This is a genomic window from Devosia sp. Leaf420, from assembly GCF_001425445.1.
Taxonomy (GTDB): Bacteria; Pseudomonadota; Alphaproteobacteria; order Rhizobiales; family Devosiaceae; genus Devosia.
This window is the reverse complement of the sequence record NZ_LMQU01000011.1, coordinates 183,404-207,724: the sequence shown is the minus strand read 5'-3', so window position 1 is coordinate 207,724 and position 24,321 is coordinate 183,404. Positions and strand designations below refer to the sequence as shown.

Here is a 24,321-nt window from a genome sequence, read left to right as displayed (position 1 = left end):
TTTCGAGCCCGGCAATTTTCGCTGCCCCAAATGACTAGCGCATGTAGTGAATGTGCGGCTTGCCATGGTGAGGAGACCGCTCGACAATTGCCTCGACGCGGAAAACGGTGTGGAGCAGGTCCGCCGTCAAGATATCTGCCGGAGCGCCGTGAGCCACGACTTTTCCTCTGTCGAGTACGACGAGGTCGTCACAGAACATCGCTGCATGGTTGAGGTCGTGGATCGAGATGATCGATGTCAGCGATATATCTGAAATCAGACGCAAGAGCTCGATCTGGTGCTGAATATCGAGGTGATTGGTCGGCTCATCGAGTAGCAATTCGCTGGGCGACTGGGCAAGAGCGCGGGCAATATGCACCCGCTGCCGCTCGCCCCCGGAGAGGCTTTGCCAATATTGGCCTTGCCGTTCCAACATGCCGACGCGGGCCAAGGCGCTGTCGACAATGTCGTCATCGGCCTTGGTCCAGCCGCCGAGAGGCGGATGATGCGGAATGCGGCCAAGCTTGACCACTTCGCGCACCCTTACATTGGATTCGGTATTGGCATGCTGTTCCACAAGGGCAACTCGCCGCGCGACGGCATTGCGCTTGATGTGGCCGATGTCTTTGCCATCAAGTGTGATCGTTCCCGAGTGAGCTTTTCGGAGGCCCGCTAGGAGACGCAGAAGCGATGATTTTCCGGAGCCGTTCGGTCCAAGCAGGCCCAGTATCTTGCCCGGCTGCGCCTTGAGCGAGACATTGTCGACGACGACCTTCGCCCCAATTTTCCATGTGAGATTTTTGGCTTCGATCGTCATTGGCTGCGCTGCGATCGGTAGAGAATGACAGAGAAGAATGGGACGCCGACGAGCGCCGTGACGACGCCAATCGGCAGGACTTGTTGTGGTAGGATGACTCGCGAAACGATGTCGGCCAGCACCATAAAGATGGCGCCGGTGACAAGACAAGTTGGCAGCAGCCGCATGTGCGATGGCCCGACGATGAACCGCGCTGCGTGCGGAACAACGAGGCCGACAAATCCTATTGAGCCGACCATCGAAACGATGGTGGCCGTGAGCAGTGCTGTCACGGCGAACAGCACGACGCGGACGGTATCGACCGGTATGCCCAGCGATGCCGCAGCATCGTCGCCGAAGGCGAAGGCATCGAGTGCCTTGGCAAAATAGATGCAGACGAGAAAGCCGACAATGACGACGGTCAGCGCAAGATAAAACTCGGGCCAGCGGACGCCGCCAAAGCTGCCCAGCAGCCAAAACATGACGTCGCGGGCTTGTTGGGCATTGCCCGACGTGCTGACGACATAAGAGGTGAGGGCGTTGAACAACTGGCTTGCCGCAACGCCTGCAAGGATCGTCTTACCTGCACCGGCCCGAGCGCCGTCGGACAAAAGAGCGACGAAAATAAAGGCCGCAAAAGCGCCGACGAATGCACCTGCGGATAGGGTGAGAACGCCAGATCCGAAGCCGAGGATCATGATGGCAACGGCGCCGGTTGAGGCGCCGGCGGAGACGCCCAGCACGTAAGGTTCGGCCAAGGCATTGCGCAGCAGCGATTGGAGGATCGCGCCGCAAAGAGCCAATCCTGCACCACAGCAGGCGGCGACAATCGCCCGGCTCAGCCGGTAATCCCAAATGACGCTTTGGTGGATCGGATCAAGATCGGCCGCGGTCCAACCGAACTTGTTCGTCACGGCGAGAAAGGTCGTGTCGAGCGGGATCGGCATTTCGCCAATACCTGTCCCTGCCGCAATCGCAAGGAGCAGCAAGGCGGTTGAAAGCAGAAGGAACAGGCCGAGACCGGCTTGTTCCCCAAAATTGCGCTTCGGTGTCGTCACTTGAAGAGGCCAAGCGCTTCCAGTTGTGCCGCGAGCTGCTCAGCACCGTAAATGGTGCGGATGGTCGGGTTCATGGCCTGCGCATCCATCTTGACCAAGCGGTTTTGCTTGACCGCTTCGAGCTGGCTGATGGCGGGATCGGCTTTGAGGAAGGCGATCTTGTTGTCGGCCTTATCGAGTTCCCAGCCGCGGGTCAGAGCGACTTCGCCGACGACGATGACATCGGGATTGGCCGCCATAATGCCTTCCCAACTTACGGTGGGCCATTCGACTTCGGTCTGGATGACATTGTGGCCGCCGAGGAGATCGGCGATGAAGCCGGACGAGCCGTTCTTGCCGCCGAGATAGGCGTCTGCTTCGGGGGAGGGGCTCGAGAACCAGAAGGCGTAGGATAAGTCGGTCGCTTCGTCCGAAACGCGGGCGCGGAGGGCGGCTTCGCGGGCCTTGAAATCGGCGATTAGTTCCTGGCCGCGGTCGGCGACGTTAAAGATCTGTGAGAGCTCGTCAATTTCCTGGTAGAGCAGGTCCATGCTCCAGAGCTCGGCACGGGCGCCATGGACGTCGCCGCTGTCGTGGTTCGCCACGCAAAGGCCCGGGGATAGATAGCTGTTGATGGCGAGATTGGCGAAGTCTTCGCGCTTGGCGACCTTGCTCTCCGGGCCGAGGAGATGGGCGAGCTGGGCGGCGACGAAGTCGGGGCGCTCGGCGAGGATCGATTCAAGGGTCGGGATTTCCTGCGACAGGCGCTTGACCTTGGCATTGGCCTCGGCGAGCTCGGGCAGGACTTCGGACGGCCAGAAGGCGGTGCCGACCATGGAGTCGGCGACCCCGAGGAGAAGCAAAATTTCAGCGCTGTTTTGGCCCAGGGTCACGGCGCGTTCCGGCGCCTTTTCAAACGTCAGTTCGACACCGCAATTGTCGATCGTCAGCGGATAGACGGTCGAGGCCGCATGGGCGGGGGTGAGCGACATGACAACAGGGAGGATCACGCCACAAACGGCGCCGATCGACTTCACTGAAAACATTGAGAGAAACCCGAGGCAGGAATGGAAGGAAGCGATTGGATCGCCGAGGTGACCTATCCGCGAATGCTGCCAAAAACAAGAGTGCAATACTCAACAAATAAAAAGCCCTCCAGTTTTTGGGGAGCTTTACTCGTGCCCTAGGTCCCGCGTGCGGACCCGGGGATAACTATGCGGACCCGAGAAGCGAAAGGCCATCTTTGTCGAAGAGAATGGCCTTTGTCGGGTCTGCGGCGAGGGAGAGATTTTGGCCGATCTCAAGCGGTTGGTCGCCGTCGAGAACGGCGAGCCAGGGGGCTCCGGAGGCAAGTTCGAGGTTGACGATGGTCTCGTTGCCGAGGCGCTCGACGAGGCTTACGCGACCAAGAATGGCACCTGCGTCATGCGGCTGAAGGTCGTGCGGACGGATGCCTAACGTTAACAACGCGTTAACGTTGACGCCTGTTACACGCGCAGGAACGCGCAAACGCGCGACATCCTTACTCGAGACGACGAGCGCGTCGGACTCGATGGCCTCGACCGTAACTTCGACGAAGTTCATTTTCGGCGAGCCGATGAAACCGGCGACGAAAAGATTGGCGGGTCGCTGATAGAGTTCGATGGGCGAGCCGACCTGTTGGACGACGCCGGCATCGAGCACGACGATCTTGTCGGCAAGGGTCATGGCCTCGACTTGATCGTGGGTGACGTAGATCATGGTCGAGCCGAGCGTCGCGTGCAGCTTGGCGATCTCCATTCGGGTATCGACGCGGAGTGCGGCGTCGAGGTTGGAGAGCGGCTCGTCAAAGAGGAAGACTTCGGGTTGGCGAACGATGGCGCGGCCGATGGCGACGCGCTGGCGCTGGCCGCCGGAGAGTTGGCCCGGCTTGCGATCGAGCAGGTGCTCCATTTTGAGGATGCGCGCAGCTTCGCGGATTTTCTGGTCGCGGATGTCTTTTGGCGTCTTCGCGAGTTTGAGAACGAAGCCAACATTGTCGTAGACGGTCATATGCGGATAGAGCGCGTAGGACTGGAAGACCATGGCGATCGAGCGATCGCGCGGCTCAACATCGTTGCAGAGCTGGTCGCCGATATAGAGTTCGCCCGAGGTGATGTCCTCAAGACCCGCAATCATGCGCAGCAGGGTGGATTTGCCGCAGCCCGAGGGGCCGACGAAGACGACGAATTCGCCATTTTCGATGGTGAGATCGACGCCTTTGATGACATCGACCTTGCCATAGGATTTGTGCAGCGCGCTTAGGGTCAGTCCGGCCATGATAAAACTCCGATCAGCCCTTTACCGCGCCCTGCATGAGGGCGGCGACGAACTGGCGCTGGAAAATGAGGAAGAGAACGACGGTGGGGGTGAGGATCAGCAATGATCCGGCACAGAGCAGCGGAATGTCGGTGCCCCACTGGCCCTGGAAAGCGCCGAGGGCGCCAGCCATGGTGCGCTGCATGGGATCCTGAACGAGGACGACGGGCAGGAGGAACTGGTTCCAGGTCCAGAGGAAGAGGAGAATGGTGAGCGACATGATGGCGGGGCGCGCCAGCGGCACCTGTACGTGCCAGAACTCGGTCCAGCGTGTGGCGCCGTCGATCTGGGCGGCTTCGCTGAGATCCTGCGGCACGTTGAGGAAGTGGGCGCGCATCCAATAGACGCCGAAGGGCATGTAGAGCCCGATGAGTGGGAGGATGATGGCAAAGCGCGTGTTGAGGAGCCCCATGGCCCGCACTTCATAATAGAGCGGGGTGATGACCGCCTCGAAGGGCAGGGTCAGGCCGAAGACGAAGACCAGGTAAAGCCACTTGTATTTGTCGGAAGTGAGCTTGGCGAGGCCATAGCCGCCCATGGTGGCGACCAGCACCGAAATCGGGACAACGCCAAGGACGATCAGCATGCTGGAAAACAGGAGCTGATCCATTTTGGCGACCTCGAAGGCGCGCGCAAAATTGCTCCATTGCGGATCGGACGGCCATTGGAGGCCGTTGGGGTAGGAGCCTTGCGGGGCAAGCGCTGCCGAGAGCATGCTGAGAAAGGGCAGCAGCGTGATCACCATCAGGAGGACGATGAGGCCGCGGGCGATAAGCGTATTGGCGGAAGAGGAGTTCATTTCTTGTCCCGCGTGAACCATTGGACGGGAGCAATCGAGAGCAGCACCAGAACCATCAGGACGATAGCGAGCGCCGAGGCGAGGCCGACCTGACGATGGGCGAAAGCCAACCGATAGATTTCGAGGCCAGGAACGGTTGTGGTGATGCCGGGGCCGCCCTGGGTCGAGATATAGACGATGTCGAAACTGGCGAGCGCTGCGATGACGGTGACCGTGATGCAGACGCCGATTTCCTGGCGGAGGCCGGGCAGGGTGATGTAGCGGAATTCATGCCAGGGGCGCGCGCCATCGAGACGGGCGGCTTCGTAAAGGCTGGCATCGATCTTGGTGATGCCAGTGACGAGCAGCATGGTGCAAAGGCCGAGCAGAACCCAAGCGCAGATGACGCCGACGGCGGGCAGCGCCCAGACAAAGTCGCCCAGCCAGCCCTTGACCCAGCTCGAAAGCCCGACGGATTTGAGCGCCTGATTGATGAGGCCGGTCGAGGCGAACATCCAGCTCCAGGCGATGCCGGCGGCGACGAGCGGAATAACTTGGGGCAGGAAAAGGATGGTGCGGGTCGCCATGCCGAAGCGGCCATTCATCTGGCCGCGAATGGCCGAGGCGACGGCGAGTCCCAAGCCGACAGGAATGACGGTGAAATAGAGCACCAATTGGAAAGCATTGCCGATGATCTGGAGGAGATCGGGATCGGTCAGGACGGTGATGTAATTGGTGAGACCGTGGAAACGGGCCTGGCCGATGCCGTCCCAGCGGAGGAAGGAATAATAAAGGCTCATGCAGAGGGGCACGAGCACGAAGGCTGCATAGGCAAGGAAGGCAGGAGCGATGAACAGCACCGCGGTGAGCCACGTCTTGCGGCTGCGCCGCGAGGCGGGGAGACGTTTTTGTTCTGGTCTTGCGTCCGGAACGGACGATGTTGTTTTAGGCATGGGTCATTCCGGTCGCTTGTGCAGCGGAGAGTTAGAGCCGTCTGTCTCGACTGTTACCCCGGCGAAGGCAGGGCCCATCTCAAATTCAGAGGGTGGGTCCGGCCTGCGCCAGGGCGACAGTGCGGCGGGAGAGCGGCCTGTGGCGGGCCGCGCTCCCTGGGGTTGAGAGGGATTAGCGGGACAGTTGGGTTTCGTATTCGTCCTGCACGGCTTCGAGGAGACCCTGAGGGGTCTGCTGGCCGCCGACCATCTTTTGCAGTTCCGGCGTCCAGCCGGCAGCGAAGATGGCACCGGTGGCGTTGGCGATGAAGTCCATCGCGCCATTGTCCTGAGCCAAGGTCGCGCCAGCCGAGAGAGACTGCTCGGTCACCGAGCCGGGCTCGACAGCGGGAATGGCCATATCGGCGGGGCCGCCGGGATTGGAACCACCAACGGCGACGTTGATCTTGCGGGCTTCTTCATTGGTTGCGACCCAATCGAGGAAGAAGGCCGCGCAATCGGCATGGGCCGCCTTGGCGCCTATGCCATAGCTCAGCGGAGCGGACATGGAGGCATGGCGACCGCCTTCTTCGGCGCTCGGCATGATGAAGAAGCCGAACTTGTCCTTGGCATTGGTATCGAGATTGCCCGATTCCCAATCGCCATTGAACATGAAGAGGCCTTCGCCGCCGATGAAGCGGCTCATCATCTGGAAATATTCGATGGCATTGGCATCGGTTGGGAAATAGCCCGCCTTGATCCAGCCATCGAGATGTTCGGCTGCTTCGAGCGCATCAGGGGTATTGATGGTGGCGCCATCCTTCTGGAAGATCCAGTCGTTAATCGGCTCCGGCGGACCATAGGCGCCCATCAGGTTTTGCAGCGGGAAGGCGAGGCCGGCGGTGCCCTTGTTCCACTGCATGATCGGCTGAATGCCGGCTTCCTTGGCCTTGGCCAGAAGCGCATCGAGCTCGGCAACGGTCTTTGGCGGCTCGGTCATGCCGATCTGTTCGGCGAGGGCCTTGTTGTAGAAGACGCCGGTCATAGAATAATTGAGACCCATGCCAAAGAGCGAACCGGTGCCGCGCGGGCGGCCGCCTTCTTCGACACGCAACTGCACCAACTGGCCTTCGGGGAACTTGTCCCAGCCAAACTCGGTGAAATAGGTATCGAGATTGAGGAGGAGATTGTTTGCGACGAGATCGGTCAGCGAGGGCAGACGGATCAGATCCGGCGCATTGTCTTCGGACAGAATGCGCGGCGAATTCTCCATCATATTGGCGAACTGATCTTCCTTGATGTCGAAGGTGACATTGGGGAATTGCTTGGTGAATTCTTCGCTGAGACGCGTCGGCAGGGGGAAGCCGGTCTCAAAATAGGCATTGAGCACAACCGGGTCTGGCCCGCAGCTTGGGGCGGCCATTGCGGTGCCGGCCATGGCGGTGACCGAGAGCGTTACGAGTGTGCGAATGGCGTGGCGATTTTGGTTTTTCACGACTTGCCTCCTCCAGGTATAGTCCACAGAATTCGATGTCTGCTAAATGGATTTAGCGCATGAGCCATCGGCGCTGTCAATATGGCGCCAGTGTCCCTTGCGCGGTGATTAGACCGAGGCGCGGAGGGCCGAGATAATCTCGGTTGCGCGCTGGTCTTCCGGCCCCATCATCCAATTCGTGACGAAGCCGAAACCGATCCGGCGCCGGGGATCGGCAAAGCCGACCTGTCCACCTGCGCCATCATGCCCGAAACACTGGTCGTCGAGATAGCGCCGAGCTGGGGAATCGAGCTGGAAGCCATAGCCCCAGCGCGAATATGGCGGCTCGCCACCAAAGACTGATGCGCCTTCGCTCTGAACCTTGGTCGCTTCGGCAATGACGGGGGGCTCAAGAAGCTTGATGCCGCGCGTGGGGACGACCGTTGCCGACCAGATGGTGGCAAGGGCTTCGGCGGAGGCAATGCCGCCCGCGCCGGGAATTTCGGCGGCGCGAATGCGCTGCGTGTTAAAGCCGCCATTGTCCGAGACGAGATCGGCCGGCAAGGCATTGCCTAGGGTCATGGCCTTATAGGGCCAATTGGGGGCGGGCTTGCTGGCTTCATCGGCCCAGAGCGCCGAAAGCGGCGGGCTGACCTGAAGATGCGCGACGCGATCGGCTTGCGCCGTGGGAAGGCCGATCCAGGCATCGATGCCAAGCGGGTTCGCGATGAGGCTCGAGAAATATTGGCCGACCGACATTCCGGTGACGCGACGGATAATTTCGCCTGCGATCCAGCCATGGGTCAGCGCGTGATAGGCATAGCCGGTGCCGAGGGGCCAGAGCGGCTCCTGCGCTGCAAGGGCCGCCGTGACCTTGTCCCAATCGACGATATCATCTTCGCTGAGATCGGCGCGCGGCGCGGACAGACCGGCCTGGTGCGCCAGAGCCTGGCCCACTGTGACCGCGGCTTTGCCGGCTGCGGCGAATTCGGGCCAGTATTGGCTGACGGGGGCAGCGTAATCGAGCCGGCCTTCCTGAACGAGGCGCGCCGCCAGGATCGAGACGAGGCCCTTGGTGCAGGAGAAGACCACCGAGGGGGTATATTGGCCCCAGAGCCTGCCGGTGCGCGCATCGGCGACGCCACCCCAGAGATCGACGACGGTATGCCCATCGCGCACGATGTGAAGGGCCGCACCCATTGCCGGACGACCCTCGAAGGCTTTGGCGAAGGCTTCGGCGACGGCTTCATAGCCGCGCTCGGCTGAACCCAAGATTGTCGCGCTCATTGGGCGGGCTCCACGGTGAGATAGCCATCGGGGCCGGTGCTGACCGGGATGGGATCGGAAATGCCGCCGATGAAGGCGCCGTCAGTCGTTACATTGTTGAAGGCGAGAAGGACGGAGGCGCCGGTTCTGTCAAAGGCAATGCGGCCGGCATAGAGCGTTTCATCGACGAGGCGACGGGCCTTGCTGAAATCGACGGGGCCGGGAAAGGCGTCGAGCGGCTGGGACCAGACGCCGCCGACTTGCCCGGCGCGAGGGCCGACGAGCTTGGCGCTATCGCAGCAGAAGATCACATGCTGGCGTTCATCGACCGCGACGATCTGGAACACTTCGAGATGGGCAAAGCCGGAGCCGGGTTCGCTGAGGGCGGACTGCACGGTCCAATCGCGGAGATTGGTCGATGTGGCGTGGGCCATGACGCCGCGATCGGGCTCGGTGCCGTGCTTGCTGCGCGCGGTGACCAACATGTGCCAGAGATTTTGGCTGGCGTCCTTGAACACCCACGGGTCGCGCCAGGCTTCTTCGGGCCAAGACGAGGTGCCGAGGGTTTCGTAGAGCGCTGGATCGGCGACGCAGATCGGGCTAGGCTGTTTGGTCCAGGTGAAGAGGTCCTCGGACGTCGCGAGGCCTACGGTTTCGATATTGGCGACGCTGTCGGGAGAGAGGAAGCGGGAGCCGGTGTAGAACATGTGCCATAGACCGCTGTCGCGGACGACGCTGCCGGTCCAGGTGGCGCTGCCATCGAAACTGCCCGGTGTGCTGGCATCGAAGGCGAGGCCGTGATCGGTCCAGGTGCGAAGATCGTTCGAGGTCGCGTGGCCGATGCGGGCATTGCGATGGCGCAAATCGGGATTGCCGAGCGATTTTGGCGCGTGGAGATAGAAGAGGTGGTAGAGCTCGCCGTCATCGGCCAGCCAGAAATCCCAAACCCAGTGATCTGCTCGGTTGAAACTCATCCACAACCCCTGCTAAAACCATTTAGCAAATGCAATGCCTCGTGCTGGTTGTCAAGCGGCGGCGGCATGGCTATCCAAACATCAACAAGGCGGGTGTATGCCGCCGGGCGAGGGGCTGGGTTGGAAAAGAAACGCGTTACACTGGCCGATGTCGCTCGCCTTGCGGGCATGTCGACGACCGCCGCCTCGATGATCCTGACCGGCCGGCCGGATACGCGCCTCTCTGCCGAGGCGCATGCCAAGGTGCATGCGGCGGCGGCGAGCCTCGGCTATCGGCCCAACGTAGCGGCGCGGGCGCTGCGGACGGACAAATCGCACTCGATCGCGTTTATCTCGGACTATGTGGCGACGACGCGTTTCGCGAGCGGCTTGATCCGCGGGGCGCTGGCGGCGGCGGAAGAGGCCAAGCATGTGATGCTGGTGCTCGAAACCGGGGGCGAGCCGGCGCGGGAAATCCAGGCGGTGGAGACGGCGCTCGATCGGCAGGTCGATGGACTGATCTTTGCGGCGATGCGGGCGCGAGAGGTATTCGTACCTGACCTGACGATCAATGTCCCGACGGTCATGCTCAATGGCACGAGCGCGCGGTTTCCAACCTCGGTGCTGCCCGATGAATATCGCGGCGGCCAGACAGCGGTGCGGCTGCTGCGCGAGGCGGGGATCACGGATGGCATCGTGCTTTTGGGGCACAATGCCGAAGTGGAGACGGGTCTTTTCCGGTCCGAAACCATTGCGCGGCGGTTTGCCGGCATACGCGAGGCGATGCGCGACGCGGGCATGGCGTTTTCGAGCGAACTCAGTTGCTGGAACTGGGAGCCAGGCAATGGCTACGAACTGACGCGGAAGCTTTTAAAGACGAAGAAGCCGCGGGCGCTGCTTTGCCTCAATGATCGGCTGGCCTTTGGTGCCTATCAGGCCATGGCGGAGGCGGGGCTGCGGGTGCCCGAGGATATCGCCGTCGTGTCCTTCGACAATGACGAATTGGCGTCTTATCTCCGGCCGGGGCTGACGACGGTTGGCCTGCCGCATGAGGAAATGGGGCGTGTCGCCATTCAATTGCTGCTCGGCGACAAGCCGGAGCCGGCGCTAGTGCCCATGCCGGTGATCGAGCGGGGCTCGCTGCCCCGTCCTTAGGAGGTCGCGCTCAGGAGGCCAGAAAGGCCTTGATCGTGGGCAGGATGGCTTGGACGATGATGCCGACGCCTTGGGCGTTGGGGTGCATGCCGTCGGCCTGGTTGAGGGCGGCATTGGTGGCGACGCCTTCAAGGAAGAAGGGATAATAGGCGGTGTTGAATTCTGCGGCGAGGTCGGGAAAGACCGCTTCGTAGGCTTTGACATAGTCGGCGCCGAGACTTGGGCTGGCGCGCATGCCGGCGAGGAGGACGGGAATGTTCTCGTCCTTGAAGCGCTGGAGGATCGCGGTCAGGTTCTGGCGCATGGCGTCTACGGGCAGGCCCTGGAGCATGTCGTTGGCGCCGAGTTCGAGGACGACGGCGTCGGGCCGGTCGCCAAGCGACCAATCGAGCCGCGCGAGACCATCGGCCGAAGTATCGCCGGAAACGCTGGCATTGACGATGGTGACCTCAGGCCCGAGCGCTTGCTGCAATTGACCGGCGAAACTGTCCTCAGCCGATAGGCCGAGGCCGGCCATCAGGCTATCGCCATAAAGTATCAAGGTGCGTTCAGCAGCACGCGCGGGCACCAGCGTCAGGCCGATCAAAGCGAAGGCCAATGCGGCATGCCGGATGGTGTCACGAACAATTTTTCTCATCGCTGATGTTCTTTCCGTCGGGACTACATACTTCTAATCGAAAGATTTCCTGGGAAAGTGCCGCTGATGAGCAGCCCCGTCGTCGCGACTGCCGTCATGAACCTGCAGCTCCAATCGGGCAAGATGCCACTCCACATTCTCAAGGATATCGAATTCTCCATCGCGCCGGGGGAGGTGGTGGCGGTGGTCGGGCCATCGGGCAGCGGCAAGACTTCGCTGCTCATGGTACTGGGCGGGCTGGAACAGGCAACAAACGGTCGCGTGAGTGTCGCGGGAACTGAGATCACCGGCCTCAGCGAAGATGACCTCGCGATCTTTCGCCGCCAGCATCTCGGCATCCTTTTTCAGAATTTTCATCTCATTCCCTCGATGACGGCGCTCGAAAACGTCGCGCTGTCGCTCGAAATCGGGGAGACGGGGCAAACCTATTCTCAGATCATGGCTGCGGCCAAAGAGGCGCTGATTGCGGTGGGTCTGGGCGATCGGCTCGATCATCGTCCGAGCGCCTTGTCGGGCGGCGAGCAGCAGCGCGTCGGTCTCGCTCGTGCCATCGTCAACAAGCCCAAACTCCTCTTGGCCGACGAACCCACGGGGAATCTCGACCAGGACACCGGGGCCAGGGTCATCGAACTGATGTTCGCGCTGGCGCGAGACAATGGCACGGCCGTGTTCCTGATAACGCATGATCCGGCGCTGGCGCGGCGGGCTGACCGCGTGCTCTCGATGAACCACGGGCGGTTGACGGACCTGACAGAGGACGTGCCTGCATGAGCCGATATCTGGGCTGGATGCGCATCGGTGTTCTCGATCTGCGCGGGGACGTCAGGCGGTTCATCATTCTTCTTGCGTGCCTCGCGCTCGGGGTCGGGGCCATTGCGGCCGTGTCTTCGGTCGGTGCTGCCTTGCAGGCGGCGGTGCAGCGCGATGCGCGCGTCATCCTTGGAGGTGATATCGAGGTTCGCGAGCGCGGCAACGATATCACGCCGGAGCAGCGAAAAGCTGTCGAGGCGCTGGGCCAGACCGCACGCGTCGTCGATATCAATGCACGCGCCAGCGCCAATGAGGCCAGCACGCTTCTCAGCCTCCGGGCTGTCAGCGACAATTACCCACTTTTGGGAACGGTGACGGTGGCGCCCGAGAGTGCGCAACCGCTCGGCGCCTTGCTTGCCGTTCAAGAGGGTTTGCCGGGTGCGGTGGTCGATCAAGGCGTGCTCGACCGACTGGGTGTGGCAGTCGGCGACACGATCCGGATTGGCGACGCGGATTTTGCCGTCCGCGGGACGCTGGTCGCTTTGCCCGATCAGGCGGCGCAGGGGTTTCAACTGGGTTTGCCGGCCGTCATTCTCGACAGTGCGTTGGCTGAGGCGGGATTGCAGCAACAGGGTGTTCTCAGCCGCTTCAGCTATAAGGTTCTGCTGGCAGACGACGATGCGGCTGCGGCCATAAAGGGTCTTGAGACGGCTTTTCCCGAGGCGGGTTGGAATTTGCGGCAACCGGAGGACGCAGCGGAAAATGTCAAACGCTTCTTCGATCTTTTTGCGCGTTTCCTTACTCTCGTCGGTCTTTCGTCCCTGCTCGTGGGCGGCGTTGGCGTCTCCAATGCGATTTCGGCCTATATCACCGAGAGGCGCAGTTCGATCGCGACGCTGCGCAGCCTTGGCGCGACCAGCGCGCGGGTGCTGGTGCATTTCCTGACTCAGGTCATGGTCTTGTCGCTTGCCGGTGTGGTTCTGGGGCTGATGCTGGGCGCGGCGACGAGCCTTCTGGCCCTGCCGGTTCTGTCCGGCATGCTCGGCCTTGATCTTGAGCCCAGTCTCGATGCCCGATCGCTGCTGACTGCCGCTGGTTTTGGTATACTGATCGGCTTTGCCTTTGCCCTGCTGCCGCTTCGCGGCGCGCAAAAGCTCAAGCCGGCAAGTCTCTTTCGCGCCTCAGATGGCGGCGAGACCCGGCTTGGATGGCGCGACCTCGCCGATTGGCGCGCGGCGCTGCCGCTGCTTGGCGCGATGATTGCCATTGTGGGGCTAGCGGTCTTTACCACCGGCTCGCCATGGCTGGTGCTGTGGTATGCGTTTGGGGCGATCATCGCCTTTGCCCTGTTGCGCGCGGCCGCTTGGCTCTTGCAGGTCGTGTTGCGTCTGCTGCCACCCTTGCCCAACACCGCACTGCGCCAAGCCTTCAAGGCTATTCACCGATCCGGCTCGGTCGCGCCGGTAGTGGTGCTGTCGCTGGGCCTTGGGCTGGCGCTCTTGTTGATGATCACGCTGCTCGACCAGAACCTCCGCAGCCAGATCGACGGCGCGGTAGCCGAGGATGCGCCGGCTTTCGTGCTGCTCGATATGCCCAAAGACCAAGTGCCGCTGGTCGAAACCTTTGCCAAGGCTGATCCCGGGATCAAGACGCTGGCGACCATCCCCATGCTGCGCGGAACCATCGAGACCATCAAGGACACCGCGGCAAAGGATATCGGTCCCGTGCCCGACGACATTGCCGATATGTTCGAAGGCGATACGGCCCTGAGCTGGGCCCGCGGCCTGCCGCAGGGATCGACGGTGGTCGATGGGACGTGGTGGCCGGACGATTATTCTGGGCCGCCGCTCGTTTCGCTCAGTACCGAATTGCGCGCGCCCCTTGGTCTTGCGGTGGGCGACAGCATAGGTATCGTCGTCGCGGGGCGGCCGATCGCGGTGACCGTGGCCAATTTCCGCGAGATCGATTGGCGCGAGGGCGGGCTCAATTTCCGTCTGCTGTTTTCGCCCGGTGTGATCGAAAATGCGCCCCAGACAGTCATGGGCAGTATCGATGTGTTGGACGGCGCGGCGCCAGAGGTCGAGAGCCGGCTGAGCAAGGCGTTTCCAACGCTGAATTTCTTGCCGGTGGGGGATGCTCTCGAGCGGATCGAAGCGATCCTTTCAAGCCTTGCCAATGCCGTGGCGCTGGTCGGTAGTCTTGCCGTCGTGTCCGGGGTTCTTGTCCTTGCCGGCGCCATGGCCGTCGGTCGCAAGCAGCGGGAGGCGGATGCCGTGGTCATGAAGGTGCTGGGGGCGACGCGCCGCAAGGTTATTGTGGCCTTTGTCGTCGAATATGGCGTGTTAGGCGCTCTGGCAGCGGCGATGGGTGCCGGCCTTGGGGTCGCTGCGACTTGGGCCATCCTGACCTTTGTCATGGAAATTCCGTTCGCGCCCAATCTGACGACCATCGCCATTGTGGTTGCAGGGGCTGTCGTGACGACGATTGCCACAGGTGTGCTGACCACGTGGTCGGCAATGTCCGTCAGGCCGGCGCGCCAGCTGCGGGCTGATATCGGATGAGCCCAACGTGCCGATCCAGAGTTCGGGAGCAGACGTAGAGATAATGATCCTCGAGGTGAGCCAATGAACATTCCCGATCCAATCGAGCCACAAGCAGGGCAGGAAAGTGTTTGGGACTATCCGCGTCCGCCGCGCCTCGAACGTGTCGACAAGCGGATCGAGATCGATTTTGCCGGGATGCGTATTGTTGACGCCCCGCGCTGTTTCCGGGTCCTCGAAACCAGCCATCCGCCGGTCTACTATATCGCGCCTGAATTCATCAGGCCGGATGCGCTCAGGCAGGCTCACGGCACGAGCGTTTGCGAATGGAAGGGCCGCGCGGACTATTTCGATGTCGTGGCCAATGGCAGAACCGCTCAGCGCGCCGCATGGCGCTATCCCTCTCCGACGGCCTCATTCAGCGCCATTGCCGGGTTCTTCGCTTTTTATGCGGGGCCAATGGATCGTTGCACGGTGGGCGGCGTGATAGCTTCGCCGCAGCCGGGCGGATTTTATGGCGGCTGGGTGACGCCCGATGTGGTTGGCCCATTCAAGGGCGAGCCTGGATCGATGGGCTGGTGAACCGACAGAGCCGGACGCTATTGGCGCACGGCGCTTGGTTATCGAAACCTTTAAAAAAGGACTTTGTAAACTATTCGCCCGCATAGGTGGGTGATAGCCTTGCGCCATAAGCGTAGGGCTCCGCAGATGTATTGGCAGCATGGCCAGATTACGTAGACATCGCGAGGACTACCCCACACGCCGCGTTTTCGGATGGTCGGCGGCGCTCCTCTGTGGCACGGCGCCCCTTCTCGCGCAGCCGGCTTTTGCCCAGAGCGCGGCGCCCTTTCAGATGCTGTCGAGCGATTTGCAGAAATATGCCAATGGCGCCCCTGTGCCGGGCCCGTTTCAGGTCAATGCCACCGATGTGCAGGCAGCGACCAATTTTTCTTCCGGAACGACGGCGAGCGGCACGCTGACGCAGAACACTGGCGAGACGGTGATTTTTACCGGCACGGGTTCTGCGGGCAACGCCGATATCGTCAACAATGATGGCGGCGCGACGCGGTTCTACGACAACAGCACCGCGGCCAGCGCCAACATCACCAATAATGGCACGCTGCAGTTTTCCGATAATGCGAGCGGCGGCCAAGCGCAGATCGTCACCAATGGTGGGGCGGTCACGGTCTTCACCGACAGTGCGGTGGCGGGGGCGGCGGGCGCGACACTCACCAATAATGGCACGACCATTTTCCTCGATCAGTCCGGGACAGGCGGGAGCGCAGTCGTCAACAATCAAACCGGCGAGCTGCATCTGGCTGGGAACAGCACCATTGGTGGGGCATTCGACAATAGCGGGCTCGTGGTTGCCGGCAGCACGGCCAATCTCGGTACGGGCCTGGTCGTCAACAATGCCACCGGCAATATGCTGCTGCGCGAAACGGCGAGCGCGGGGAGCGCGACGCTCGCCAATAGCGGCACGCTGGTCTTTACCGGCAACAGCACCGCCAACGCGGCAACCATCAACAACAACCAGACCGGCATGGCTGCTTTCCTTGGCGCCTCCAATGCGGGAATTGGCAGCCAGTTGACCAATGATGGCCAGCTCTATTTCGGCGAGAACGCGAGCGCGGGCCAGTCGATCATCAGGACCCAGGCGGGTGGCCAGACGATCTTCTACGGATCGGCATCGGGCGGGACAGCAGCGCTGCGCGTTGCCAATGGCGGGTTGCTCGATATCTCGCTGCTCGATACCGCTGGCCTATCGATCGGGGCGCTGACGAGCGATGTGGGCAGTGTCGTGGCCTTGGGCAGCAAGACGCTCACCGTGGGCAGCACGAACCAGCAGCCCATGGTGGTTTCGGGCCTGCAAGATGGCGGCCTTGGCGGCGGCACCGGGGGATCGCTGACCAAGGTCGGCACGAGCGAATTGGAGCTCACCGGGACGAACAGCTATGCCGGCTTGACCCGTGTCGAATCCGGACGTTTGAAGGCGGCTTCGGCGGGCGCCTTTGCACCCTTGTCTGGGGTCGTGCTGGCGGCCGGTTCAGAGCTCGATATCGGCGCCTGGGACCAGACCATCGGCTCGCTGGCCGGGGCGGGGTCGGTGATCCTGGGCAATGTGCCGAACCGGCTGACGATCGGGACGAACAATCAATCGACCGAGTTCTCCGGCGATTTTCAGGCCGATGGCGGGATTATCAAGGTCGGCACGGGCACGCTGACGCTGAGTGGCACCAGCACCAATACCGGCGACAGCCGAGTGGAGGCGGGTACGCTGCGGGTGAATGGCAGTTTTGCGCAATCGCCGCTGACGGTTGCCGGAGGAACGCTCGCCGGGTCGGGCGCGGTGGGCGAGACCCATGTTTTGGCGGGCGGCACGATCAATCCGGGGAACGGCAGCAATCTCACCATTGCCTCGGATCTGTTGCTCGATGCGGGCGCGGTCTATCGGGTCGATATCACGAGCACGGGCAGTGATAGTCTCACCGTTGGCAACGCTGCCACGATTGGCGGCGCGACGCTGGCGCTCGGTGATTTCACCACCTCCGATCCGACCGGCAGTTATGTCATCCTGAGCGCGGCCACTATTACCGGGTCGTTTGTTTTTGATCCCTATGACTATGCGTTTCTGCTTCCCGAGCTCGATCAGGGGGCGAGCGCGATCATATTGACCATTGCGCGCAATGGGCTGCGGTTTTCCGATATCGCTTCGACCCCGAACCAACGAGCTGCGGCGACAGCGCTTGAAGGGTTTGCTCCGGCCGATCCCGTATTTGCCGCGCTGCTGACGGCCAATGCTGCGGATGCGCGGCGTTTTTATGAGCTGGCGGCGGGAGAGGCGCATGCGGTGGCCTCGACGGTGTCGCAGCGGTCTTTTGGGCTCTTTGCCGATAGCCTCAAGCCCAGCCGGCGCGCATCCCTAAACGGTATCGTCGAGCATCGGTCAGCGGGAACGGCCGTTGGGACGGCGCTCGATGTTGGTGTCGATACGCCGACAGTGACGCAAACCGGCTGGATCGCGCCGCTTGGCGGCCTTGGCACACTTGCCAGCGATGGCAATGGTGGGGCGGTAAATTGGACCAGTGGCGGATTGGCGGCGGGCTATGAGATCGCCAGCGAAACGGGCAATGGCCATACGGTCGTCGGGTTTGGTCTTGGCACGATTGCGACCAGCGCAACGATTGACCAGCGTCTCTCGTCAATCGCCGGGCAGGGCTATTACGCAGGACTTTATGGCCAGTGGCGGGAAGGGCCGGTTTGGCTCGATGGGCAGCTGGCCTATGGCGCCAACCATATCGAGACATCGCGCAGCCTTGAAATCGGCGGCCTAGCGCGCACGGCAACTGCCGACTATTGGACCCAGGCGCTCGGCGCGGGGCTCGAAGCGCGCTATGAGTTCGAGTTGGCGCATAATCTCTTTGTCGGGCCGGTGGCTTCCCTCGATGTGGGTTGGACCGGGCATGGCGGAGCGTCGGAAACCGGGGCGGGAACGCTCAACCAGACCATTGCACCATCCGATCAATGGAAGGTGGATGCCGGGATAGGCGTTGCAGCGCGATACGATATGCCGCTCGACAATGGGGCCAATCTCTCCGTGGTCGGGAAGGCCCTTTGGCAGCATTCGTTCGTCGATGGCGCGAATGCGCAAACGGTCTCGCTTGCAGGCGGCGGCGGGCCGTTCGTCGTGACGGGTGCAAGTCCTGGCCAGGATCGCCTGCGGCTCGTCGCCGGGGTGGAATATCAGCCAAGCCCCGATGTGATCGTCTCGCTCGACTATGCTGCCACGCTGGGCGGCTCCGAAATGAGCCACGCCGCCCGCCTCGCGCTGCGGGTCAAGTTTTAGACGCTAGTCGGCTTAACGCAGGGCGTCCACGACTGGACGGCGGTAGATAATCAGTGCGGGGACTGCGGCCAATACCAAGCCGAGCCCAACCAAGGCGCCAACCAGTGACAGTTCGCGCGTGCCGATTTCGGCGCGCATGGCGACGCCGGTCGATTGCGCGAGGAGATCGGAGACAATCGCCGCTCCGCCCCAGCCGAGGACGAGACCGGCCAGAGCGCCGGTGATGACGATGGCGGCGACGTAGACCCAGACGGTTGTGAAAATGAAGAGTGGTGAGGCGCCGAGGGCACGCAGCACGGCAAAGCGTTGCCGCTGCAGGTCGAGAATGGCCACCACGCCAGCGAGGATTGCGGCAACGACCAGCGCCTGCGCGGCAAGGGTCAAGGCGCTCATAATGGCCGTCGCGTCGCCAAGGAGCGCATAGAGACCTACAAGGACTTCAGCGGGAAAGAAGGCCGTCGACTGCGGCGTGCGATAGGCAGCACGAAGGCCGTAAGCGGCGGAAACGTCTTTTGGTTTTACGACGACCGCCGGTACGCCTGGTAGCGTATCGGAATCGAAGGGCGCGCCGATATGGGTGTCATCGGGCAAATGTCCGGTGCCGAGGCCGTGGGCTGCCCAATTATATTCGATGGGGACGACGATGGCGCGATCCCACGGCGTGCCGGTCGGCTGCATGCGTCCGACGATGGTCAGGTGGGGATGATCGCCATCGCCGCCGGGAATGGCCTCACCATGTTCGATTGCGTCGGCGGCCGCGTCCGCATCTGTGCCGGTTGCGCCGCCGTGGCCATGGGACACTTCTAGTTCTTCGCCCATCGTGTGGGGCGATAGGGCGCCGATGACGGCTTCATCGCGTTTTTCGAACAAGCGGCCTTCGGCAAGACCACCCGAAAGGTGGTCGACGAAGGGTGCGACGGTCCCGACCACTGGATCACCCTCGATGGCATCGCCAAAACCGATTGGAGCGACAAAGTCCGCTTCGGGCTCATCGAGGAGCAATCGCGTAATGGCAGGATCGAGCAGTTCGACCGCGCTAGGGTCTAGGTAGACCGTCGAAAACAGCACGTCATTGTGGCTCCCAGGCGCGGCCACGATGAGATCGAACTTATCCGCCGCGCGCGCACTGCCAGCCCGCAGGGCACGTTCCTGCGCTGAAATGGCGATGCCAAGCGCTACGGCCAACGCCACGATGATCAGGAACAAGATGCCCGTGAAGCTGTTGCGCCGCAATGAGGCCCAGGCGATTGGAAATGGGTTCATGACGCCGTTTCCCTTTTGCCGTGATCGAGCATGATAATCTGATCGGCCAGTGCCCTGATCGCCGGGTCGTGCGTCGCCACCACGACGGTACGCCGCTCTTCGTGGGCAAGGCGCTGCAGCACCGCAGCGACGGTTTCGCCTGCCACTGCGTCGAGACTTGCCGTCGGTTCATCGGCAAAAATCACGCTGGGGTTGCCGATCAGGGCGCGGGCGATGGCGACGCGCTGCTGCTGACCCCGGGAGAGTTTTGCAACGCTTGCGCGCTCGGTGGGCACGTCGAGCTGGTGCAACAAGTCTAACGCGCGTTCTTTCTTTGACGCGGCGGATAAACCGTCGAGCCATATCCGCACCAGCACATTGTCGAGCGGGCTCATTTCTTCGATCAGATGAAAATTCTGGAAGATGAATCCCGCTTGTTTCCGGCGCCAGCGATCGCGTTGGCTTTCGCCGAGCTTGGCAAGATCGGTTTCGGCCCATGCTATGGTGCCGGCATCGGGCCGGAGCAGGCCGGACAGCAAGTAGAGTAGGGTCGACTTGCCGGAGCCCGAGGCGCCCGAAAGCACGGTCAGCGTGCCTGGCGCGACTGCAAGGCTCGGCAAATCGATGACATTGGCGCCAGCGAAGGCAAGGAGTAGGCCGGAAACGGCCAAGGGCAGTCCCGGCATGGGCAACTCAGAGAATGGTGTAGCTGGTGTCGAGCAGGCGAACCTTGCTGACAAAGCCCGTCGGCCCATCGGTCTCGATGCCCGTGTCAAATGTTCCCTCGACGCGGATAAGGTTGGAAAACCGCGTGAACTTCATATCGCCCGCAAAATAGGAGAGGACGATGTCGTTCGGCCAATCCGTCGCGTCATCGCAGAAGGGGCAGGTGGCCATGGGCGTCTTGGTAAGAACGAAGAAGTTGATCTCGGGTTTTAAGGGCGGCGCCATATAGCCGGTCATGACGATGCGCAGACCTTGGAGCGCCACGGCCTGATCCGAAAGATCCTTGCCGCGCGAATACATATCGCGGAAGCGCAGGGAAGGCAGATCGGCGAAGGCGGGTGTGATTGCGCCGAAGGTGCCAGCCAGCGCCGCCGTGGCGGAGAGGCCAAGAAAGGAGCGTCTGTGCATGGGAATTGTCCTTCCGCGTCGCAGAGTGAGAAATCTCAGGATAGGCCCCGGCCTTCACCGGGGTGACCGTCTGTATTCGGAATGAAAAGGTGGCCGCTGGTGAACCAGCGACCACCGCCGGGTGCTAAGTTACTTGGCGGCGTTGAGGCCGATGGCCTTGGCCATGACGTGGTAGATCAGGTTCTGTTCGATGACGCCGTCGAAGAGATATGCCTGCGGACCCTGGGCGAAGACGGCGACGTCGTCGCCGGCGTGGCTTTCCGAACCCATCGGGATCAGCGCTTGCTGCAGGAAGTCGATGTCGGTCGTGTCGACTTCGGTGAGGTCGGCGCGCTGCAGGGCAGAACGAACGTCTTCACCCGACATGGTCGAAACATCGGCACCTTCTTCGAGGGTCTTGGCGCCCGGGCCGTTCATGTAGCCGAGCGTGGTGTAGGGCAGGCCATCATCTCCCGTACCGGCAATGCCGAGGATCGGGTTGTTGCGGGTCGGGTAGCCGGCGATCGAGAACACGTGGCTGTGGTCAGCGGTGAGGAGGATCAGGGTCTCTTCCGGGTTCACGGCGTCGAAAGCAGCCTGGACGGCTTCCGAAACGGCGATGGCATCGGTGAGGGCGCGAGCGGCATTGCCAGCGTGGTGAGCGTGGTCGACGCGGCCGCCTTCAACCATCAGCACGAAGCCGTCTTCGTTCTTTTCAAGGATATCGATGGCCTTGACGGTCATTTCGGCAATCGAGGGTTCGCCGCCGGCATCGGTTTCGCGATCGGCTTCATACTGCATGTGCGAGCCGTTGAAGAGGCCGAGAACCTTGGTGGTTTCCGGGGTCAGGCCGTCAAAGCCGTCCTTGTTCCAGATATAAGTGCCGTCGGTGTACTTTTCCTGCCATTCGGCGATGAGGTCGCGTTCGATGCGGGCGCCGGTCTTGGTCTCGTCTTCCGGGTCCTTCTGGGTGCTCAGCATGAAGTTGGAACGGCCACCACCGAACACGACGTCAAAGCCGTCGCCGAAGTTGGAATCGACGAGCTGAGAGGCGATATCGGCGCACTTGCCGACGGCATCTTCAGGCAGGTTCTTGTCGGCTTCCCAATCACGGCCAACCGTGTGCGCATAGGCAGCGGCCGGGGTCGCGTGGGTGATGCGGGCGGTCGAGATGATGCCGGTCGAAAGCCCGGCTTCTTCAGCCTGCTCGAAGATCGACATGGTGGTGGCGCCGGCCTGGGTCGAGCAATCCTCGAGCACGGCAGTCTGATCGACGCCGATGGTGCCATTGAGCGACTTTACGCCCGAGGTGATGGCCGTCGCGGTCGGCGCGGAATCGGCGACCTGGCTGTCATGGGTGTAGGTCTTGACGAGCGCTGTGTGCGGCAGCAGCGTCTCAAAGGCGAGGGAGTGGCTTTCGCCATCGACGCCGGCGAGCTGGCCTTCATGGATGCGGGCAGCGGTGATGGTTGGGACCGAGAGGCCATCGACGATGAAGACGATGACGTTTTTGGCCCTGCCGGTATTGGGCTGGACCGCTTCCTTGGCGGCGAGCTGTTCCTGGGCAGCGAGGAAGTAGCTGTCATTGGCCTGCGGCACTGCAGTCTGCGCGAGTACGGGGACAGTGAGAGCGAGCGTCGAAACGCCGGCGAAGAGAGCTCGGGAGAGCTTGACCATGAAATTCACCTATCTGTTGCGGCGTCCCGCGAAGACTAGGAAGCGGGTGGTCGAGCCATAGACAAGCGGTGTGACAGGCATGTGTAACTCCCTGTCGCACAGATCAATTCGTTCAATCCTCGGCGGTGTGTGTGGAAATCGCGAAGTTCTGGAGTGCGCGGCTCGTTTCAAGATCCACGGCACTCTTGTCGATCATCACGCCAAAGGCGGCGCGGATAATCTGCTTCTTGGATACTTTGGGATGGGCCTTGCGGATGGTCTTCAGCGCATCATCGGGTTTGGGCATTTCAGCGAGAACGCGGACGATGGTCTGTTCGAGGCTTTCGGTCTTCATAACGCACCTATTCAGAATTGGCGGCATGTAGGCAGGTCGAACTGTCATAATCCAGCGCCCCAAAAGCAGGGTGGCATTGTCATGCGGCGGTCACGCCCCTGTGATGGTCGCGACATCATGGCTGGCTAGGGCAGGGCGTCCATTTTAATTCTGGAGATGACCATGCTCAAAGCTCTCGCCCTTGGCGTCAGCCTCAGCCTCCTTGCAACCCTTGCAATGGCGCAAGACGCGGAAGGCCCGGCAAAATTTGACGCCGTGCTGAAAGCCCATGCCGAGCTTCCGGCCCAGACCTTTCTGCCCGTCCCAGCCAATGCCCCCGTGGGCCTCCAGATGTCCGGCCGTTTTACCTCAGGCACCCGTGTCGAGGCGCCCTATGGCTGGGCCAATCCCGCTTCGGGTATTTCCATGCCGTTCCCCGGCCAGCCGCTGCAGGGCATGAGCGGCGTGCGCTCGCTGGGCGATGGTCGCTTTCTCTTCCTCACCGACAATGGCTTTGGCACCAAGGCCAACTCGTCGGACGCCATGCTGATGTTCAACATCCTCAAGATGGATTGGGATGCTGGCAAAGTCGGCATCGAAAAGACCATCTTCCTTAGAGATCCGAACCGCGTCGTTCCTTTTCCGATCGTCACCGAGCATAGCGACAGCCGTTATCTCACGGGCGCCGATTTCGACCCAGAATCCATCCAGCCGGTTGGCGAAAATTATTGGATCGGCGACGAATTCGGCCCATGGCTGATCGAAGTCGATGCCGAGGGCTTCGTGTTACAGGTCGTCAAAACCAATCCCGGCGGCATCGACTACAAATCCCCCGACAACCAGTTTACTTCCCAGCCTGCCGCGGGCTCGGTCGTGACCGGCATCAATACCGGCCGCTCGGGCGGTTATGAAGGCATGGCGCAATCGGCCGATGGTAAGACGCTTTATCCGCTTCTGGAAAAGCCGTTCTTCGACGAGGCCGCTGGCGCGCTCGAAACCGTTGACGGCAAACCGGTTATCCGCATGCTGGAATTCAACGTTGGCGACGCCACCTGGAGCGATACGGTTCGCTACTATCCGCTCGACGATGCCGGCCATGCCATCGGCGACTTCAATCTCTTTGACGGCACGCGTGGCCTCATCATCGAGCGCGATAACAACGAAGGTGACGATGGCCGCGAAAAGGCTGCGGCCTTCAAGCGCATCTACCTCATCGATCTTACGCGGGCCGACGAAAACGGTGTGCTTGAAAAGATCGCCTATATCGACCTGATGGCGATCAAGGATCCGGACGGTATCGCGCCGCGCGGCACAAAGGATGGCGTCTTCACCTTCCCCTTCGTTACCATCGAAGACGTCGATCTGGTCGACCCAACCACCATCATCGTCGCCAACGACAACAACTATCCTGGCTCGACAGGGCGCGAAGCTGGCCGGGCGGATGACAACGAATACATCCTGCTCGACGTCGCTGAGTTTTTGAAGGCGGAGTAAT

General features: G+C 61.8%; 21 protein-coding genes. 6 read left to right on the top strand and 15 right to left on the bottom strand.

Translation table 11 applies throughout. The features are described 5' to 3' along the window. Positions 1 to 34: 34 nt before the first annotated feature. From ASG47_RS11915 to ASG47_RS11875, 9 genes are all read right to left on the bottom strand, one after another. On the bottom strand, positions 35 to 796 hold the full coding sequence (locus tag ASG47_RS11915; protein ID WP_061909269.1) for an ABC transporter ATP-binding protein: 762 nt from the start codon (positions 794 to 796) through the stop codon (positions 35 to 37). Next, on the bottom strand, positions 793 to 1,833 hold the full coding sequence (locus tag ASG47_RS11910) for a FecCD family ABC transporter permease (RefSeq protein WP_413813460.1): 1,041 nt from the start codon (positions 1,831 to 1,833) through the stop codon (positions 793 to 795). Before ASG47_RS11910 ends, ASG47_RS11915 begins: the two co-directional genes overlap by 4 nt. Then, positions 1,830 to 2,858 carry an ABC transporter substrate-binding protein gene (locus ASG47_RS11905; RefSeq protein ID WP_061909266.1) on the bottom strand — a complete coding sequence of 343 codons (1,029 nt, stop codon included), beginning with the start codon at positions 2,856 to 2,858 and terminating at the stop codon, positions 1,830 to 1,832. The genes ASG47_RS11910 and ASG47_RS11905 overlap by 4 nt, the downstream gene beginning before the upstream one ends. A gap of 166 nt (positions 2,859 to 3,024) precedes the next feature. Next, a complete protein-coding gene (locus ASG47_RS11900; protein ID WP_061909264.1) occupies positions 3,025 to 4,110 on the bottom strand; it encodes an ABC transporter ATP-binding protein in 1,086 nt (361 codons plus the stop codon). Between the two features lie 13 nt (positions 4,111 to 4,123). After that, complete coding sequence (locus ASG47_RS11895) at positions 4,124 to 4,948, bottom strand: carbohydrate ABC transporter permease (protein ID WP_061909262.1); 825 nt, start codon at positions 4,946 to 4,948, stop codon at positions 4,124 to 4,126. Beyond that, positions 4,945 to 5,880, bottom strand: coding sequence for a carbohydrate ABC transporter permease (locus tag ASG47_RS11890; RefSeq protein ID WP_082511714.1), 936 nt, complete (start codon positions 5,878 to 5,880; stop codon positions 4,945 to 4,947). The genes ASG47_RS11895 and ASG47_RS11890 overlap by 4 nt, the downstream gene beginning before the upstream one ends. A gap of 172 nt (positions 5,881 to 6,052) precedes the next feature. Beyond that, positions 6,053 to 7,354: an ABC transporter substrate-binding protein gene (locus ASG47_RS11885; RefSeq protein WP_200940909.1), complete on the bottom strand. Its 1,302-nt coding sequence runs from the start codon at positions 7,352 to 7,354 to the stop codon at positions 6,053 to 6,055. A gap of 108 nt (positions 7,355 to 7,462) precedes the next feature. Beyond that, complete coding sequence (locus ASG47_RS11880) at positions 7,463 to 8,620, bottom strand: serine hydrolase domain-containing protein (protein ID WP_061909259.1); 1,158 nt, start codon at positions 8,618 to 8,620, stop codon at positions 7,463 to 7,465. Further along, complete coding sequence (locus ASG47_RS11875) at positions 8,617 to 9,573, bottom strand: glycosyl hydrolase family 32 (protein WP_061909257.1); 957 nt, start codon at positions 9,571 to 9,573, stop codon at positions 8,617 to 8,619. The genes ASG47_RS11880 and ASG47_RS11875 overlap by 4 nt, the downstream gene beginning before the upstream one ends. 120 nt (positions 9,574 to 9,693) lie before the next feature. On the opposite strand from ASG47_RS11875, the gene ASG47_RS11870 reads away from it, so the two are divergent. Beyond that, entirely contained in the window at positions 9,694 to 10,707 is a 1,014-nt protein-coding gene (locus tag ASG47_RS11870; protein ID WP_156464080.1) for a LacI family DNA-binding transcriptional regulator, read from the top strand. Between the two features lie 10 nt (positions 10,708 to 10,717). Here the strand turns inward: ASG47_RS11870 and ASG47_RS11865 are convergent, their stop codons facing one another. Then, entirely contained in the window at positions 10,718 to 11,344 is a 627-nt protein-coding gene (locus ASG47_RS11865) for an arylesterase (protein WP_082511712.1), read from the bottom strand. 66 nt (positions 11,345 to 11,410) lie between these two features. Here ASG47_RS11865 and ASG47_RS11860 point away from each other — a divergent pair, with 66 nt between their 5' ends. The 4 genes from ASG47_RS11860 (at position 11,411) to ASG47_RS11845 (ending at position 18,481) form a co-directional block, all read left to right on the top strand. After that, positions 11,411 to 12,115 carry an ABC transporter ATP-binding protein gene (locus tag ASG47_RS11860; RefSeq protein ID WP_061909256.1) on the top strand — a complete coding sequence of 235 codons (705 nt, stop codon included), beginning with the start codon at positions 11,411 to 11,413 and terminating at the stop codon, positions 12,113 to 12,115. Continuing rightward, on the top strand, positions 12,112 to 14,655 hold the full coding sequence (locus ASG47_RS11855; protein WP_061909255.1) for an ABC transporter permease: 2,544 nt from the start codon (positions 12,112 to 12,114) through the stop codon (positions 14,653 to 14,655). The genes ASG47_RS11860 and ASG47_RS11855 overlap by 4 nt, the downstream gene beginning before the upstream one ends. 63 nt (positions 14,656 to 14,718) lie before the next feature. After that, positions 14,719 to 15,216, top strand: coding sequence for a DUF427 domain-containing protein (locus ASG47_RS11850; RefSeq protein ID WP_061909254.1), 498 nt, complete (start codon positions 14,719 to 14,721; stop codon positions 15,214 to 15,216). A gap of 139 nt (positions 15,217 to 15,355) precedes the next feature. Further along, entirely contained in the window at positions 15,356 to 18,481 is a 3,126-nt protein-coding gene (locus ASG47_RS11845) for an autotransporter domain-containing protein (RefSeq protein WP_082511711.1), read from the top strand. A 12-nt stretch (positions 18,482 to 18,493) separates the two neighbouring features. Here the strand turns inward: ASG47_RS11845 and ASG47_RS11840 are convergent, their stop codons facing one another. The 5 genes from ASG47_RS11840 to ASG47_RS11820 all read right to left on the bottom strand — a co-directional run bounded on the left by ASG47_RS11840 (position 18,494) and on the right by ASG47_RS11820 (position 22,847). Beyond that, a complete protein-coding gene (locus ASG47_RS11840) occupies positions 18,494 to 19,744 on the bottom strand; it encodes an FtsX-like permease family protein (RefSeq protein ID WP_061909252.1) in 1,251 nt (416 codons plus the stop codon). Then, positions 19,741 to 20,409, bottom strand: a complete 669-nt coding sequence (locus ASG47_RS11835) for an ABC transporter ATP-binding protein (RefSeq protein ID WP_061909247.1) — start codon at positions 20,407 to 20,409, stop codon at positions 19,741 to 19,743. The genes ASG47_RS11840 and ASG47_RS11835 overlap by 4 nt, the downstream gene beginning before the upstream one ends. A gap of 7 nt (positions 20,410 to 20,416) precedes the next feature. After that, a complete protein-coding gene (locus tag ASG47_RS11830) occupies positions 20,417 to 20,857 on the bottom strand; it encodes a hypothetical protein (RefSeq protein ID WP_061909245.1) in 441 nt (146 codons plus the stop codon). 129 nt (positions 20,858 to 20,986) lie between these two features. After that, the gene (locus ASG47_RS11825) at positions 20,987 to 22,513 is read right to left on the bottom strand and encodes an alkaline phosphatase (RefSeq protein ID WP_061909762.1); all 1,527 of its coding nucleotides are present in this window, start codon (positions 22,511 to 22,513) and stop codon (positions 20,987 to 20,989) included. Between the two features lie 112 nt (positions 22,514 to 22,625). Beyond that, the gene (locus ASG47_RS11820; protein ID WP_061909243.1) at positions 22,626 to 22,847 is read right to left on the bottom strand and encodes a hypothetical protein; all 222 of its coding nucleotides are present in this window, start codon (positions 22,845 to 22,847) and stop codon (positions 22,626 to 22,628) included. A 162-nt stretch (positions 22,848 to 23,009) separates the two neighbouring features. Here ASG47_RS11820 and ASG47_RS11815 point away from each other — a divergent pair, with 162 nt between their 5' ends. Continuing rightward, complete coding sequence (locus ASG47_RS11815; RefSeq protein ID WP_156464079.1) at positions 23,010 to 24,320, top strand: esterase-like activity of phytase family protein; 1,311 nt, start codon at positions 23,010 to 23,012, stop codon at positions 24,318 to 24,320. The last annotated feature ends 1 nt before the right edge of the window (position 24,321 follow it).

What these genes read in the sequence shown, in the direction of transcription:
- ASG47_RS11915 (WP_061909269.1), bottom strand. Translation starts at nt 796, where the DNA reads ATGACGATCGAAGCCAAAAATCTCACATGGAAAATTGGGGCGAAGGTC.
- ASG47_RS11900 (WP_061909264.1), bottom strand. Translation starts at nt 4,110, where the DNA reads ATGGCCGGACTGACCCTAAGCGCGCTGCACAAATCCTATGGCAAGGTC.
- ASG47_RS11820 (WP_061909243.1), bottom strand. Translation starts at nt 22,847, where the DNA reads ATGAAGACCGAAAGCCTCGAACAGACCATCGTCCGCGTTCTCGCTGAA.
- ASG47_RS11895 (WP_061909262.1), bottom strand. Translation starts at nt 4,948, where the DNA reads ATGAACTCCTCTTCCGCCAATACGCTTATCGCCCGCGGCCTCATCGTC.
- ASG47_RS11825 (WP_061909762.1), bottom strand. Translation starts at nt 22,513, where the DNA reads ATGGTCAAGCTCTCCCGAGCTCTCTTCGCCGGCGTTTCGACGCTCGCT.
- ASG47_RS11905 (WP_061909266.1), bottom strand. Translation starts at nt 2,858, where the DNA reads ATGTTTTCAGTGAAGTCGATCGGCGCCGTTTGTGGCGTGATCCTCCCT.
- ASG47_RS11845 (WP_082511711.1), top strand. Translation starts at nt 15,356, where the DNA reads ATGGCCAGATTACGTAGACATCGCGAGGACTACCCCACACGCCGCGTT.
- ASG47_RS11815 (WP_156464079.1), top strand. Translation starts at nt 23,010, where the DNA reads ATGCTCAAAGCTCTCGCCCTTGGCGTCAGCCTCAGCCTCCTTGCAACC.
- ASG47_RS11855 (WP_061909255.1), top strand. Translation starts at nt 12,112, where the DNA reads ATGAGCCGATATCTGGGCTGGATGCGCATCGGTGTTCTCGATCTGCGC.
- ASG47_RS11890 (WP_082511714.1), bottom strand. Translation starts at nt 5,880, where the DNA reads ATGCCTAAAACAACATCGTCCGTTCCGGACGCAAGACCAGAACAAAAA.
- ASG47_RS11840 (WP_061909252.1), bottom strand. Translation starts at nt 19,744, where the DNA reads ATGAACCCATTTCCAATCGCCTGGGCCTCATTGCGGCGCAACAGCTTC.
- ASG47_RS11860 (WP_061909256.1), top strand. Translation starts at nt 11,411, where the DNA reads ATGAGCAGCCCCGTCGTCGCGACTGCCGTCATGAACCTGCAGCTCCAA.
- ASG47_RS11835 (WP_061909247.1), bottom strand. Translation starts at nt 20,409, where the DNA reads ATGCCGGGACTGCCCTTGGCCGTTTCCGGCCTACTCCTTGCCTTCGCT.
- ASG47_RS11865 (WP_082511712.1), bottom strand. Translation starts at nt 11,344, where the DNA reads ATGAGAAAAATTGTTCGTGACACCATCCGGCATGCCGCATTGGCCTTC.
- ASG47_RS11850 (WP_061909254.1), top strand. Translation starts at nt 14,719, where the DNA reads ATGAACATTCCCGATCCAATCGAGCCACAAGCAGGGCAGGAAAGTGTT.
- ASG47_RS11880 (WP_061909259.1), bottom strand. Translation starts at nt 8,620, where the DNA reads ATGAGCGCGACAATCTTGGGTTCAGCCGAGCGCGGCTATGAAGCCGTC.
- ASG47_RS11875 (WP_061909257.1), bottom strand. Translation starts at nt 9,573, where the DNA reads ATGAGTTTCAACCGAGCAGATCACTGGGTTTGGGATTTCTGGCTGGCC.
- ASG47_RS11830 (WP_061909245.1), bottom strand. Translation starts at nt 20,857, where the DNA reads ATGCACAGACGCTCCTTTCTTGGCCTCTCCGCCACGGCGGCGCTGGCT.